Genomic DNA, 13924 nt, shown 5'->3' with positions numbered 1-13924 from the left:
ACGATCCCGAGCCCGATGTCGCGGAGCTGTGGACCGACGTGCTGCTTGATGCGCGAGCCTGACCTCGTCGCCCTCTGATCCTGACACGAGCGTTCGATGCCGACCGACATCCTGATGCCCGCCCTCTCGCCCACCATGGAGCAGGGCAAGCTCGCCAAGTGGCTGAAGAAGGAGGGGGACCCGATCAAATCGGGCGACATCCTGGCCGAGATCGAGACCGACAAGGCCACCATGGAGGTCGAGGCCGTGGATGAGGGCATCCTGGCCAAGATCCTGATCGGCGATGGCACCGACAACGTCGCCGTGAACACGCCGATCGGCGTGATCGCCGCGGAGGGCGAGGACGTCTCGGCCGCAGCCGCCCCGAAGCCGAACGGCCCCGGACAGGCCGGACCCGCCCAGACCGAGGCTCAGGCGGCGAACGCCGCCGAGCAGCCCGCGGCCGAGATGAAGGCCCGGGAATCGCAGCCTCCGGCGGCGCCCGGCACCGTTCCGGCTGCGCCCAAGGCGCCGTCAGCGGTGGCAACCCCGCCGCAGCCGCAGCAGGTCGCGGCGCCCGAGGTGCCCGAGGGCACCGAGATGGTGCAGATGACGGTTCGCGAAGCGCTGCGCGACGCAATGGCCGAGGAGATGCGCCGCTCCCCCGACGTGTTCGTGATGGGCGAGGAGGTCGCCGAGTACCAGGGCGCCTACAAGGTGACCCAGGGTCTCCTGCAGGAATTCGGCCCGAAGCGCGTGATCGACACGCCGATCACCGAGCACGGCTTCGCCGGTCTCGGCGTCGGGGCGGCGCTCGCCGGTCTGCGGCCGATCGTCGAGTTCATGACCTTCAACTTCGCCATGCAGGCGATCGACCAGATCATCAACTCGGCCGCCACGACGCTCTACATGTCGGGCGGCCAGATGGGCTGCCCCATCGTGTTCCGGGGGCCGAACGGCGCCGCGGCGCGGGTCGGCGCGCAGCATTCGCACGACTACGCCGCCTGGTACTCCAACGTGCCCGGGCTGAAAGTTGTCGTTCCCTACACGGCGGCCGACGCCAAGGGTCTTCTCAAGGCGGCGATCCGCGACCCGAACCCGATCATCTTCCTTGAGAACGAGATTCTGTACGGCCAGTCGATGCCCGTGCCGAAGCTCGACGATTTCGTGCTGCCGATCGGCAAGGCCCGCGTGCACCGGGCCGGCACCGACGTCACCATCGTGTCCTTCGGCATCGGCATGACCTACGCCCTGAAGGCGGCCGAGGAGCTCGCCAAGGAGGGCATCGAGGCCGAGGTGATCGACCTGCGCACCATTCGGCCGATGGATATCGCGACCGTGATCGAATCGGTGAAGAAGACCAACCGCTGCGTCGCCGTCGAGGAAGGCTTCCCGCAATCGGGCGTCACGGCCGAGATCGGCATGAAGATCATGGAGCAGGCGTTCGACTATCTCGACGCGCCTGTGGCGCGGGTCACCGGCAAGGACGTGCCCATGCCGTATGCGGCCAATCTCGAGAAGCTGGCGCTGCCGAATGTCGGCGAGGTCGTGCGGGCGGCCAAGGCCGTCTGCTACCGGTAGGCATGCGGGCCGTGACCCGGGACGAGCTTTCTCCGGTCGGGCGCGACGGGGGCCGTGCGGCCGGACGGCTGAAGGGTTGAGGTCCGTGTTGCACGAACTTCTTCCCGCCGGCTCCTGCCATTGCGGGGCGATTCAGGTCGATCTCCGGCTGTCCAAGGCTCCGAGCGCGTTGCGGCTGCGGGCCTGCCAATGTGGCTTTTGCGGCCGCCGCGGTGCCCGCACCATTTCCGATCCCGACGGCCTCGCGACCGTGCGGGCGCAGGGCCCGGATGCGTTGATTCGCTACCGCTTCGGCCTCCGCACCGCCGACTACCTCCTGTGCGCCGCCTGCGGCAGCTACGTGGCTGCCGTGCAGGGCGACGAGGCGCCGATCGGGGTCGTCAATGTCGGCGGGCTCGGCGTGCCGGAATTCGACGACCGGGAGCCCGACCCCGTGGACTATGCCGGCGAGACCGTGGAGGCGCGCCTTTCGCGCCGACGCGGCTACTGGATGCCGCTGGCCATCGCCTACACGGCGCCCGAGCCGAACGTGGCTTCCGGGCCGGCGGCACCGCGCGCGCCGGCAGGAGGCCGCTCACCATGATTGCCGCCGCCATCCCGCCGAGCGCTCTGATTCCCATCGCTATGCCGCCCGCGCCCGAGGCCTGACCCATGCCGACCAACATCCTCATGCCCGCGCTCTCTCCCACCATGGAGAAGGGCAACCTGGCCAAGTGGCTGAAAAAAGAGGGTGACCTCATCAAGTCGGGCGACATCATCGCCGAGATCGAGACCGACAAGGCGACCATGGAGGTCGAGGCGGTGGACGAGGGCGTCCTGGCCAAGATCACGGTGCCCGAGGGCACGGCCGACGTGCCGGTGAACCAGGTCATCGGCGTGATCGCGGCCGAAGGCGAGGACCCGACCAGCGTCGGGACCCCGGCCCCCGCGGCCAAGCCCGCCGCTCCGGCTCCGGCTGCAACCCCCGATCATGACGCCCAGAAGGGCTATGCCCGCGTGGACCAGGCTCCCAAGGGCGTCGCACCGGCCGGGCAGCCCGCCGCCGGGAAGCCCGCCGCCGGGAAGCCGAACGGCGCTGCCGGGGAGGGCGGCCGCGTGTTCGCCTCGCCCCTGGCGCGGCGCATCGCCAAGGACGGCGGCCTCGACCTCGCTCAGGTGCAGGGCTCCGGCCCGCATGGCCGCATCGTCCAGGCGGACGTGCAGGCCGCCATGGCGGGCGGCGCCAAGGCGGCTCCCGCCAAGCCAGAGGCGGCTGCAGCCCCGACACCGAGCGCTGCCGCCCCGGCGGCCGGGCCGGGGGCAGCTCCGGCGATGTCCGACGAGACGATCAAGAAGTTCTTCCAGCCGGGCTCCTACGAGGAGGTTCCGCACGACACGATGCGGAAGACGATCGCGCGCCGCCTTGCGGCCTCGATGCAGTCGACCCCGCATTTTTACCTCACCGTGGATTGCGACCTCGACAACCTGCTCGCGCTGCGCGAGCAGCTGAACGCGAGTGCGCCCAAGGACCGGGACGGCAAGCCCGCCTACAAGCTCTCGGTCAACGACTTCATGATCAAGGCGCATGCGCTCGCCCTGATCAGGGTGCCGGCCGCCAACGTGTCCTGGACCGAGGGCGCCATGCTGCGGCACAAGCACGTGGATATCGGCGTTGCCGTCGCCATCCCCGACGGGCTGATCACGCCCATCGTCCGCAAGGCCGACACCATGAGCCTCTCGGCCATCTCCAACGCCATGAAGGATTTTGGCGCCCGGGCGAAGGCCAGGAAGCTGAAGCCGGACGAGTACCAGGGCGGCTCGACCGCCCTGTCCAACCTCGGCATGTTCGGCATCAAGCAGTTCACGGCCATCATCAACCCGCCCCATTCCAGCATCCTGGCGGTGGGGGCGGGCGAGAAGCGCGTGGTGGCCAAGGGCGGCCAGCCCACCGTCGCGACCGTGATGTCGGCCACGCTCTCCTGCGATCACCGGGCGATCGACGGGGCCCTCGGGGCGGAGGTGATCGCCGGCTTCAAGCAGCTGGTCGAAAACCCGCTCGCCATGCTGGTCTAAAGGGGGCAGCCGCGATCGCGACAGCTCCACTTCCGGAATGAGCGAGACGGAAGATCGGCTTGCCGCGATTCTCGACGGAATCGACGACAGCTTCTACGCGACGGACCGCGCCTGGCGCCTGACCATGTTCAACCGGGGCGCCGAGGCGTTCTTCGGCTGGTCGCGCGCGGAGGTCCTCGGCCGTGTCCTGTGGGACGTGATCCCGGTCGGCCGGGTGGCCGGGCTCGAGGCTCAGTTCCGGCAGGCCATGGCCGGGACGCCGCTCGACCTGTTCATCGAGTCGCCGAGCCGGCCCGGCCGCTGGCTCGAAGGGCGCGTGTTCCCCGTTCCTGACGGAATCGGCGTGTCGTTCCGGGATGTGACCGACCGCCGCGCCGACGAGCAGGCCCTGCGGCAGCGCGAGGCCGAACTGGCCCACGTTCAGCGCATCGCCGGGATCGGCGGGCTCCAGGTCGAGCTGCGGGACGGGTTCCGCAACATTCGGTCGCCCGAATATCTGCGCCTGCACGGCCTGCCCCCGGACGCCGCCTACGAGAGCCACGAGGCCTGGGTAGCCCGTATCCACCCGGAGGACCGTGACCTCGCCCACCGCCATTTTTGCGACTCCCTGGCCGGCGACGACCTCCTCTATTCGGCGGAATACCGGATCATCCGGCCGGACGATGGAGAGACCCGCTGGATCGCGGCTTCGGCCGAGATCCAGCGTGACGAGACCGGGCGGGCCATCCGGCTGGTCGGCGCGCATCGGGACATCACGGAACGTAAGAGAAGCGAGCTGCAGCAACGCCTTTTGATCAACGAGCTGAACCACCGCGTGAAGAACACGCTGGCCACGGTGCAATCGATCGCGGCCCAGAGTCTGCGCCGCGATGCGAATGCGGCGGAGGCCCGGCGCGCCTTCGAATCCCGCTTGATGGCTCTGTCCCGCGCGCACGACGTGCTCACCCGCGAGAGCTGGGAGGGGGCCGACCTGAGGGACATCGTCGAGCAGGCGGCCGAACCCTATCGGGGCGATGCCGGCGAGCGGTTCGAGATCAAGGGAGAGAGCCTGCGGCTCGCGCCCCGGGCCGCGCTCGCCGTCGCCATGGCCTTGCAGGAGCTCGCCACCAACGCGGTCAAGTACGGGGCCCTCTCCACCTCCTCCGGCCGGGTCTCGGTCACCTGGAGCGTGGACCGCAACCGTTCCCCCGAACGCCCCTTCCGGCTCGCCTGGATCGAAAGAGGTGGCCCGCCGGTCTCCGCGCCGGAGCGCCGGGGGTTCGGTTCGCGTCTGATCGAGCGTAACTTGGCCCAGGACCTCGAGGGCGAGGTGGAGATGGTCTTCGCGCCCACCGGCGTCATCTGCACGGTCGAGGCGCCGGTCCCGCAGCCGGATTGAGAGGCCGCGGCCGCCGCAGAAGTCGTTGCAGCCGGCCCTAGTGGTACATGATCAGCCAACCCACACTGATCATGGGGGCGATCGCGCCGAGCGCGAAGCAGAGAATCGTCGACGGCATTCGTGATCTCCTCTCGCGGCGATCCGCATCTGGATCTATGCTGTGTCGGAGCAAGAACACGGCGCGATCAACTCGAGTTCCGGGCTGCGGCGGTGGGCCGCCGGGGGGCTTGTGTCGCGACGGGAACAAACATAGAACACGACGAGCTGAGGACGGCGAGCGGCGCGGCCTTGCCGTCCAGCTTCCGCCTCGCCAAGGTGAAAGCCAAAGGTGGGCGGCGGAAGGCCGCCCATGGAGTGCGTGTGATGGCCGGAAGCGTGAACAAGGTGATCCTGGTCGGCAATCTCGGGCGTGACCCGGAGACCCGCCGCCTCGGCTCGGGCGACCCCGTCGTGAGCCTGCGGATCGCGACGTCCGAGAGCTGGAAGGACAAGTCCAGCGGGGAACGCAAGGAAAAGACGGAGTGGCACTCCGTGGTGATCTTCAACGAGAACCTGTGCCGGATCGCCGAGCAGTACCTGCGCAAGGGCTCCAAGGTGTATGTCGAGGGCCAGCTCCAGACCCGGAAATGGCAGGACCAGTCCGGCCAGGAGAAATACACGACCGAAGTGGTCCTCTCGCGCTTCCGCGGCGACCTGACGCTGCTCGACGGGCGCGCCGGCGGCGGGTCCGATTTCGGGGGCGGTGACGAGGGCGGCGGTCAGGTAAGCCGGGGCGGCGGCGATTTCGGCCGTTCCGGCCCGATGGAGCGCAAGCCCGCCATGGCAAACGAAAGCCGCGGCAGCTACGGCAAGGACCTTGACGACGACATCCCGTTCTAGGGGCAGCTACGCCGGTTGAGGGGACGTCATGCCGTCGAGCTTTGAGCAGGGCGATCTGGTCCGCGGCATTTCGGGCTGGGTGGCGGTCGAGTCGCCGACCCACGATGCCGCGGGCGTGAACCGGGCCATGGACCTGGTGGAGGCCGAAGCGGCGACCGCGCCCGTTGCGGGGGAGCGCGTGCCGGGCCGCGACGGGCTGGGCGACAGCCTCATCCTGCGGGCCGGCCCAGGATCCGGTGATCCCGGGATCCTGGTCCTGTCGCATCTCGATACCGTCCATCCCGTCGGGACGCTCGCCCGGGACCTGCCGATCCGGCAGGAGGGCGACCGGCTCTATGGCCCGGGCGTCTACGACATGAAGGGGGGCGCCTATCTGGCCTTCCAGGCCTTTTTGCGCGTGGCCCGCGAGGGCTCGGCGCGCCGCCCCGTGACGTTCCTGTTCACCTCCGACGAGGAGATCGGCTCGCCGACCACGCGCCGCCTGATCGAGGATCTGGGCCGGCAGGCCGCGGCCGTGCTGGTCACCGAGCCGGCCCGGGACGGCGGCCGCGTCGTCACCGCCCGCAAGGGCGTCGGCCGCTTCGAGGTCGAGATCGAGGGGCGGCCCGCCCATTCCGGCTCGCGCCACCCCGACGGCCGCTCCGCCATTCGCGAGGCCGCGCTTCAGATCACCGCCATCGAACGGCTGACCGATTACGGGCGCGGGGTCACGACGTCGGTCGGCCGGATCTCGGGCGGCACGGCCGAGAACGTCATCCCGCAGCATTGCCGCTTCACGGTCGACCTGCGGGTGGTGAGCGAAGCGGACGGGCAGGAGTTCGAACGGCGGCTGCTCGGTCTGCAGCCGCATGGGCCGGACGTGGCGGTCCGGGTGAGGGGTGGCATGAACCGGCCGCCCTATGAGAGGAGCCCCGGCATCGCGGCCCTCTTTGGCCAGGCCCGGGCGCTGGCGGCCGAACTCGGGCTCGACCTCGGCGAGGCCGCCCGGACCGGGGGCGGCTCGGACGGCAATTTCACCGCCGCGCTCGGCACGCCGACCCTGGATGGGCTCGGCGTCGACGGGGACGGCGCCCACACGCTGCAGGAGCACGCGCTCGTGTCGAGCCTCGTGGTCCGGGCCGAGCTGATGGTGAGCCTGCTCCGGAACCTCCGCGACGCGTAAACATGTGGACGCCGGTACGATTGCGCCGGCCGCCTTCCATCACCACATCAGCATCGACCCGCTAAGCCGTTTCCTGCACTGGGATTGTGGGCGCGTGCCGGCCGACGGCGCCCGTTCGCGACGGGTTGGTCGCCGCCCCCTGAATCGGCTAGACCGGACCGAACAGCGCGAGTGACGGATTTTGGCTGACAACAAGACCCCGCCCGGCGGCGAGCGCCCCCCGGAATCCGACATCCGGCCCGTCTCGATCACCGACGAGATGAAGCGGTCCTATCTCGATTACGCGATGAGCGTCATCGTGAGCCGGGCCCTGCCGGACGCGCGGGACGGGCTGAAGCCGGTGCACCGCCGCATCCTGTTCTCGATGCACGAGAACAATTACACGCCGGACCGGCCCTACAACAAATCCGCCCGCGTCACCGGCGACACGATGGGTAAGTACCATCCGCACGGCAACCTCGCGATCTACGACGCGCTGGTCCGGATGGCGCAGCCCTTCTCGATGCGGCTGCCGCTGATCGACGGGCAGGGCAATTTCGGCTCCGTCGACGGCGACCCGCCCGCGGCCGAACGCTACACCGAGGTCCGGCTCGACCGGGCCGTGATGCCGCTGCTCGACGATCTCGACAAGAACACCGTCAACTTCCAGGCGAATTACGACGGGCGCGAGCAGGAGCCGGTCGTGCTGCCGGCCAAGTACCCGAACCTCTTGGTCAACGGGGCCGGCGGCATCGCGGTCGGCATGGCCACCAACATCCCGCCGCACAATCTCGGCGAGGTCGTCCAGGCCTGCATCGCGTATATCGACGACCCCTCGATCTCGATCGAGGAGCTGATCGAGATCGTGCCCGGCCCCGACTTTCCGACCGGGGGCAGCATCCTCGGCCGAGCCGGCGTGCGGGCCGCCTACCAGACCGGGCGTGGCTCCATCGTGATGCGGGCCAAGACCCACGTGGAGCAGGTGCGCGAGCGCGACGCCATCATCGTCACCGAGATCCCGTATCAGGTGAACAAGGTCACCCTGATCGAGAAGATGGCCGAACTGGTGCGGGAAAAGCGCATCGAGGGTATCGCGGCGCTGCGGGACGAGTCGGACCGCGACGGCATGCGGATCGTCATCGAGATCAAGCGCGACGCCCTGGCGGACGTGGTGCTGAATCAGCTCTACCGCTTCACCCCGATGCAGACGAGCTTCGGGGCCAACATGGTGGCCCTGAACGGCGGCCGCCCCGAAACCATGAACCTGCGCGACCTCGTGCGGGCCTTTGTGGATTTCCGGGAGGAGGTCGTCAGCCGGCGCACCAAGTTCCTGCTCGGCAAGGCCCGCGACCGCGCCCACGTCCTGTGCGGGCTCGCCATCGCAGTGGCCAATATCGACGAGGTGATCCGCCTGATCCGGACGGCGCCGGATCCGAACACGGCGCGCGAGCAGCTGATGGGGCGCGACTGGCCGGCCGCCGATATTGCGCCCCTGATCGAGCTCGTTGACGACCCGCGCCACCGCATCGCGGCCGACAGCACCTACCGGCTGTCCGAGATCCAGGCCCGGGCCATCCTCGAGCTGCGCCTGGCCCGCCTCACGGCCCTCGGCCGCGACGAAGTCGGTGATGAGCTGCAAGGGCTTGCGACCGAAATCTCAAGCTATCTCGAGATCCTGCGTTCGCGCGTCCGGATCATGCAGATCATCAAGGACGAGCTGGCGGCCGCCCGCGACAGCTTCGCCACGCCGCGCCGGACCGAGATCCTGGATTGGGCCTCCGACGTCGACGACGAAGATCTGATCCAGCGTGAAGACATGGTCGTAACCGTCTCTCACGCCGGATACATCAAGCGGGTTCCGCTCTCGACCTACCGGGCTCAGCGCCGCGGCGGCAAAGGCCGCTCCGGCATGCAGACCCGCGAGGAGGATTTCGTCACCCGCCTGTTCGTGGCCAACACCCACACCCCCATCCTGTTCTTCTCGTCCCGCGGCCAGGCCTACAAGGAGAAGGTCTGGCGGCTGCCGCTCGCAGCCCCGAACGCCCGCGGCAAGGCGTTGATCAACATGCTGCCGCTCCAAACTGGAGAGCGCATCACGACCATCATGCCGCTGCCCGAGGACGAGACCTCCTGGGACAAGCTCGACGTGATGTTCTCGACCGCCTCCGGCGGCGTGCGGCGCAACAAGCTCAGCGACTTCGTGCAGGTGAACCGCAACGGCAAGATCGCCATGAAGCTCGACGAGGGCGATCACATCGTCGGCGTCGCAACCTGCCGCGAGGAGGACGACGTGCTCCTCACCACGGCGCTCGGCCAGTGCATCCGCTTCGCCGTGCCCGAGGTGCGCGTTTTCAAGGGCCGGGATTCGACCGGGGTGCGGGGCATCTCGCTCGGGCGCGAGGACAAGGTCATTTCCATGACCATCCTGCGCCACTTCGAGGCGACCCCGCTGGAACGCGCGGCCTATCTCAAGCAGTCCGGCGCGATCCGGCGGGCCGCCACCGGCGAGGATCTCGAGCCGGAGGAGCCGACGCCCGAGGCCGAGGAGGCCGCGACGGGCGATGCCTTCGTATCGCCCGACCGCTACGCCCAGATGGGCGGGGTGGAGCAGTTCATCCTGACGGCGAGCGAGTTCGGCTACGGCAAGCGCTCCTCGTCCTTCGAGTTCCGGGTCTCGGGCCGGGGCGGCAAGGGCATCCGGGCGACCGACCCGACCAAGCTCGGCGAAATCGGCCACCTCGTGGGGGCCTTCCCGGTGGAGACGTCGGACCAGATCATGCTGGTGTCGGATGGCGGGCAACTGATCCGCATCCCAGTGGACGGCATCCGGATCACCAGCCGGGCCTCCAAGGGCGTGCGGCTGTTCTCGACCGCCAAGGGCGAGCGCGTCGTCTCGGTGGAGCATGTCGAGGGCGGCGAGGGCGACGAGGACGTGCCGCCGCCGGAATCGGGCGACCTGCCGGCCGAGGCCTGACGGGGCGCCGTTGCGGCCGCGGGCGGCGATCGCGACGGCGGGCCGTTGATACCCGGGCCGGGCTCCCTTAAGCCCGGCCCATGACAGCCCGGGCCCCAGCCATCCTCTACAGCGGCTCCTTCGATCCGCTCACCAACGGCCATCTCGACGTCGCGCGCCGCGCCTGCACGCTGGCCGAGCGCGTGGTCGTCGCCATCGGCATCCATTCCAGCAAGACGCCCCTCTTCTCGACCGAGGAGCGGGCCGCCATGATCCGCGACGTGCTGGGGCCAGTCGCGGCGGATCACGGCGTCGGGCTGGAGGTGGTGACCTTTTCAGGCCTCGCGGTCGACGCGGCCCGGCAGGCCGGAGCGACCCTGATTGCCCGCGGCCTGCGCGACGGCACCGATTTCGACTACGAAATCCAGATGTCGAGCATGAACGAGACCATGGCGCCCGACATCCAGACGGTGTTTCTGCCCCCGACCCCGGCCGTTCGCCCCATCACGGCCACGCTGGTCCGGCAGATCGCCCAGATGGGGGGCGACGTCTCCGCTTTCGTGCCGGCTGCGGTGGCGGAACGGTTGCGCGCCCGCTTTCCGCGCCCGCCGCGCTGAGCGGCCAGGACGCCAGGACGCCAGGATCACGCAATCCCTCGCTCAAAGGATCAGAGGATGACAGGCTCGAAACCCACCCGCCGCGCGGCTCTGCTCGCGGGCGCCGCCGGCCTCGTGGCCGCGACCCCCGTGCTCGCCCAGAGCCAGAGCGACCGCGACAACACGGTCTATCTGGAGACCAAGGACGGGCGCGTCACCATCCGGCTGCGGCCGGACCTCGCCCCCAAACACGTGGCGCAGATCAAGGCGCTGGTGAAGCGCGGCTTCTATGACGGGCTCCTGTTTCACCGCGTGATCCCGGGCTTCATGGCCCAGACCGGGGATCCGCGCGGCAACGGCACCGGCGGCTCCGACCTGCCGAACATTCCGGCCGAGTTCTCCCAGACGCCGTTCCGGCGCGGCACCGTCGGCATGGCCCGGTCGCAGGACCCGAACTCGGCCAATTCGCAGTTCTTCATCTGCCTTGCCGAATCGACCTTCCTCAACGGCCAGTACACCGTGGTCGGCGAGGTGACCTCCGGCATGGAGCAGATCGACAAGGTCAAGAAGGGCACGCAGCAGAACAACGGCACCGTGTCGAACCCGGACAAGATCGTCCGCATGCGGCTGGCGGCCGACGCCGGCTGAACCCGCACCGGCGCACCGGGCCGGTGAACGCCTTCCCCAAACGTCCAGCAGGACGAGGAGCCTGACACGATGTCCGATCCCGAGAACACGCTGATCTTCGAAACCACCCAGGGCGAGGTGACCATCCGGCTGCGGCCGGACCTGGCGCCTGGCCATGTCGACCGCATCAAGACGCTGGTCCGCGAGGGCTTCTACGACGGCGTGGTGTTCCACCGCGTCATCGAGGGCTTCATGGCCCAGGGCGGCGATCCGACCGGCACCGGGACGGGCGGGTCGAAGCACCCGAACCTGCCGGCGGAGTTCAGCGCCGCTCCGCACAAGCGTGGCGTCTGCTCGATGGCCCGCTCGTCGAACCCGAACTCGGCCAATTCGCAGTTCTTCATCTGCTTTGCCGATTCGAGCTTCCTGGACCGTCAGTACACCGTGTGGGGCGAGGTCACGTCCGGCATGGAGAACGTCGACAAGTTCAAGCGCGGCGAGCCGGTCCGGGACCCCGACCGCATCGTCAAGGCCCGCATCGCGGCCGACGCCGCCGCCTAGTCGCGAGCCGTAGCGGCCGGATGCGCGTCGACCTGTTCGATTTCGATCTTCCCGAGGACAGGATCGCGCTTCGGCCGGCCGAACCCCGGGGGGCGGCGCGTCTGCTGCACGTGCCGCCCGCCGGGCCTTTTGCGCACCGGCGGGTGGCGGACCTGCCGGACCTGCTGCGCCCGGGCGACGCGCTGGTCCTCAATGACACCCGTGTCATCCCGGCCCGCCTGCGCGGCATCCGGGTGCGGGGCGAGGTGGTGGCCCGGGTCGAGGTGCTGCTGCATCGCCGGCTCGGCCCCGACACGTGGCTCGCCTTTGCCCGGCCGGCCAAGCGGCTCGCGGTCGGCGATCGCATCCGCTTCGGCGACGAGCGCGAAAGCACGGCCTGCCTGCTGGCGAGCCTCGACGCGGAGGTGACCGAGCGCGGCCAGGAGGGCGAGGTCACGCTGCGCTTCGCGCTGCACGGACCGGCGCTCGACGACGCCGTGCTGTCGCTCGGCGAGGTGCCGCTGCCGCCCTATATCGCGGGCCTGCGGCCGGCGGACGAGCGCGACCTCCAGGATTACCAGACGGTCTATGCGCGGGAGCCCGGCGCCGTGGCGGCCCCGACCGCCGGCCTGCACCTGACCCGCGATCTGCTGGACCAGCTCTCGGCCCGGGGCGTCTCCTGCCATGCCGTGACCCTCCATGTCGGGGCTGGCACCTTCCTGCCCGTCAAGGCGGAGGACACCGCCGAGCACCGCATGCACCCCGAATGGGGCGAGATCGACCCCGACACGGCCGAGGCCCTCAACACGGCCCGCAGCCGGGGAGGCCGCATCATCTCCCTCGGAACCACCTCGCTGCGGCTGCTCGAGAGCGCGGCCGACGAGACTGGGCTGGTCCGGCCCTTTGCGGGCGAGACCGGCATCTTCATCACCCCGGGCTACCGATTCCGGGCCGTGGACCTCCTCGTGACCAACTTCCACCTGCCGCGATCGACCCTGTTCATGCTCGTTTCCGCCTTTGCCGGGCTCGACCGGATGCGCCAGGCCTATGCGGCCGCGATCGACAGCGGCTACCGCTTCTACTCCTATGGCGACGCCTGCCTGCTCGAGCGCAGCGAGGCCGCGTGAGCACGCCCTTCGGATTCGAGGTTCTGGCGCGCGACGGCGCGGCGCGGCGCGGAGAGATCCGCACCCCGCGCGGCACGATCCGGACGCCCGCTTTCATGCCGGTCGGCACGGCCGGCACGGTGAAGGCCATGCTGCCCGAGCAGGTCCGCTCCACCGGCGCCGACATCGTGCTCGGCAACACCTACCACCTGATGCTGAGGCCCGGGGCCGAGCGGGTGGCCCGGCTCGGCGGCCTTCACGCCATGATGAACTGGCCGCACCCGATCCTCACCGATTCGGGCGGCTTCCAGGTCATGTCCCTGTCGGGCCTGCGGAAGATCGACGAACACGGCGTAACTTTCCGGTCGCATGTGGACGGCTCGGCGCACGAACTCACGCCCGAGCGCTCGATCGAGATCCAGGGCCTCCTCGGGGCCGACATCCAGATGCAGCTCGACGAATGCGTCCGGCTGCCGGCGCCGGAGGCGGCGGTCGAAAAGGCGATGCGCCTCTCCCTGCGCTGGGCGGAGCGCAGCCTTCGGGCCTTCGGCAGCCAGCCAGGCCGAGCGCTGTTCGGGATCGTGCAGGGCGGCGAAAGCGATGTGCTCCGGATCGAGAGCGCGCGCGAGCTCGTGGCGCTCGATCTCGGCGGCTACGCGGTCGGCGGGCTCGCCGTCGGGGAGCCGCAGGCCACCATGCTGCGGGTCCTTGAAACGGTGGTGCCGCACCTGCCGGAGGCGAAGCCCCGCTATCTGATGGGCGTCGGCACACCCGACGACCTGGTCGCCTCCGTGCTCCGCGGCGTCGACATGTTCGATTGCGTGATGCCCACCCGGGCCGGCCGGCACGGCATGGCCTATACCCGGCACGGCCGCCTCAATCTCCGCAACGCCCGCTTCGCGGAGGACCCGCGGCCGCTCGATCCGGCCTCCGCGTGCCCCGCCTCCTCGACCTATTCGCGGGCCTATCTGCACCACCTCGTGCGCTCGGGAGAGATCCTGGGCATGATGCTGCTGACCTGGAATAACGTCAGCTATTACCAGGACTTGATGTCACGTCTTCGCGCCGCGATCGAAGCCGGGACGCTCGACG

Annotated in this window: 12 protein-coding genes; all 12 read left to right on the top strand. The window is 69.6% G+C overall.

The annotated features are described in order from the left end of the window. Positions 1-96: 96 nt before the first annotated feature. A complete protein-coding gene (locus JWR86_RS11020) occupies positions 97-1560 on the top strand; it encodes a pyruvate dehydrogenase complex E1 component subunit beta (protein ID WP_299565016.1) in 1464 nt (487 codons plus the stop codon). Between the two features lie 88 nt (positions 1561-1648). Then, on the top strand, positions 1649-2143 hold the full coding sequence (locus JWR86_RS11015) for a hypothetical protein (protein ID WP_299565013.1): 495 nt from the start codon (positions 1649-1651) through the stop codon (positions 2141-2143). Between the two features lie 68 nt (positions 2144-2211). After that, entirely contained in the window at positions 2212-3612 is a 1401-nt protein-coding gene (locus JWR86_RS11010; protein ID WP_299565010.1) for a pyruvate dehydrogenase complex dihydrolipoamide acetyltransferase, read from the top strand. Between the two features lie 37 nt (positions 3613-3649). Further along, on the top strand, positions 3650-4990 hold the full coding sequence (locus JWR86_RS11005; RefSeq protein WP_299565007.1) for an HWE histidine kinase domain-containing protein: 1341 nt from the start codon (positions 3650-3652) through the stop codon (positions 4988-4990). 363 nt (positions 4991-5353) lie between these two features. Then, positions 5354-5869, top strand: coding sequence for a single-stranded DNA-binding protein (ssb, locus tag JWR86_RS11000; protein WP_299565005.1), 516 nt, complete (start codon positions 5354-5356; stop codon positions 5867-5869). Positions 5870-5897: 28 nt separating this feature from the next. Continuing rightward, positions 5898-7031 carry a M20 family metallopeptidase gene (locus JWR86_RS10995; RefSeq protein WP_299565003.1) on the top strand — a complete coding sequence of 378 codons (1134 nt, stop codon included), beginning with the start codon at positions 5898-5900 and terminating at the stop codon, positions 7029-7031. Positions 7032-7212: 181 nt separating this feature from the next. Further along, positions 7213-9984, top strand: coding sequence for a DNA gyrase subunit A (gene gyrA / locus JWR86_RS10990; RefSeq protein WP_299565001.1), 2772 nt, complete (start codon positions 7213-7215; stop codon positions 9982-9984). Between the two features lie 80 nt (positions 9985-10064). Then, positions 10065-10580 carry a pantetheine-phosphate adenylyltransferase gene (coaD, locus tag JWR86_RS10985; RefSeq protein ID WP_299564999.1) on the top strand — a complete coding sequence of 172 codons (516 nt, stop codon included), beginning with the start codon at positions 10065-10067 and terminating at the stop codon, positions 10578-10580. A 57-nt stretch (positions 10581-10637) separates the two neighbouring features. Further along, positions 10638-11207: a peptidylprolyl isomerase gene (locus JWR86_RS10980; RefSeq protein ID WP_299564997.1), complete on the top strand. Its 570-nt coding sequence runs from the start codon at positions 10638-10640 to the stop codon at positions 11205-11207. A gap of 69 nt (positions 11208-11276) precedes the next feature. Then, positions 11277-11747 (top strand): peptidylprolyl isomerase, encoded by a 471-nt coding sequence (locus JWR86_RS10975; RefSeq protein WP_299564995.1) that lies wholly within the window; start codon positions 11277-11279, stop codon positions 11745-11747. 20 nt (positions 11748-11767) lie between these two features. Continuing rightward, the gene (queA, locus tag JWR86_RS10970) at positions 11768-12853 is read left to right on the top strand and encodes a tRNA preQ1(34) S-adenosylmethionine ribosyltransferase-isomerase QueA (protein WP_299564993.1); all 1086 of its coding nucleotides are present in this window, start codon (positions 11768-11770) and stop codon (positions 12851-12853) included. Next, the coding region (gene tgt, locus JWR86_RS10965) for a tRNA guanosine(34) transglycosylase Tgt (RefSeq protein WP_299564991.1) at positions 12850-13924 on the top strand (1075 nt) is incomplete at its 3' end. The genes queA and tgt, both read left to right, overlap by 4 nt.

The sequence above is a fragment of the Enterovirga sp. genome, from assembly GCF_028290205.1.
In the GTDB taxonomy this organism is placed as follows: Bacteria; Pseudomonadota; Alphaproteobacteria; order Rhizobiales; family Beijerinckiaceae; genus Enterovirga.
The sequence above is the reverse complement of the archived record's forward strand: the minus strand, read 5'-3'. Positions and strand labels throughout refer to the sequence as shown.

Excerpts from the sequence above, each read along its gene's own strand:
- JWR86_RS11020 (WP_299565016.1), top strand. The coding sequence starts at position 97 with ATGCCGACCGACATCCTGATGCCCGCCCTCTCGCCCACCATGGAGCAG.
- JWR86_RS11010 (WP_299565010.1), top strand. The coding sequence starts at position 2,212 with ATGCCGACCAACATCCTCATGCCCGCGCTCTCTCCCACCATGGAGAAG.
- JWR86_RS11005 (WP_299565007.1), top strand. The coding sequence starts at position 3,650 with ATGAGCGAGACGGAAGATCGGCTTGCCGCGATTCTCGACGGAATCGAC.
- ssb (WP_299565005.1), top strand. The coding sequence starts at position 5,354 with ATGGCCGGAAGCGTGAACAAGGTGATCCTGGTCGGCAATCTCGGGCGT.
- JWR86_RS10995 (WP_299565003.1), top strand. The coding sequence starts at position 5,898 with ATGCCGTCGAGCTTTGAGCAGGGCGATCTGGTCCGCGGCATTTCGGGC.
- coaD (WP_299564999.1), top strand. The coding sequence starts at position 10,065 with ATGACAGCCCGGGCCCCAGCCATCCTCTACAGCGGCTCCTTCGATCCG.
- JWR86_RS10980 (WP_299564997.1), top strand. The coding sequence starts at position 10,638 with ATGACAGGCTCGAAACCCACCCGCCGCGCGGCTCTGCTCGCGGGCGCC.
- JWR86_RS10975 (WP_299564995.1), top strand. The coding sequence starts at position 11,277 with ATGTCCGATCCCGAGAACACGCTGATCTTCGAAACCACCCAGGGCGAG.
- queA (WP_299564993.1), top strand. The coding sequence starts at position 11,768 with ATGCGCGTCGACCTGTTCGATTTCGATCTTCCCGAGGACAGGATCGCG.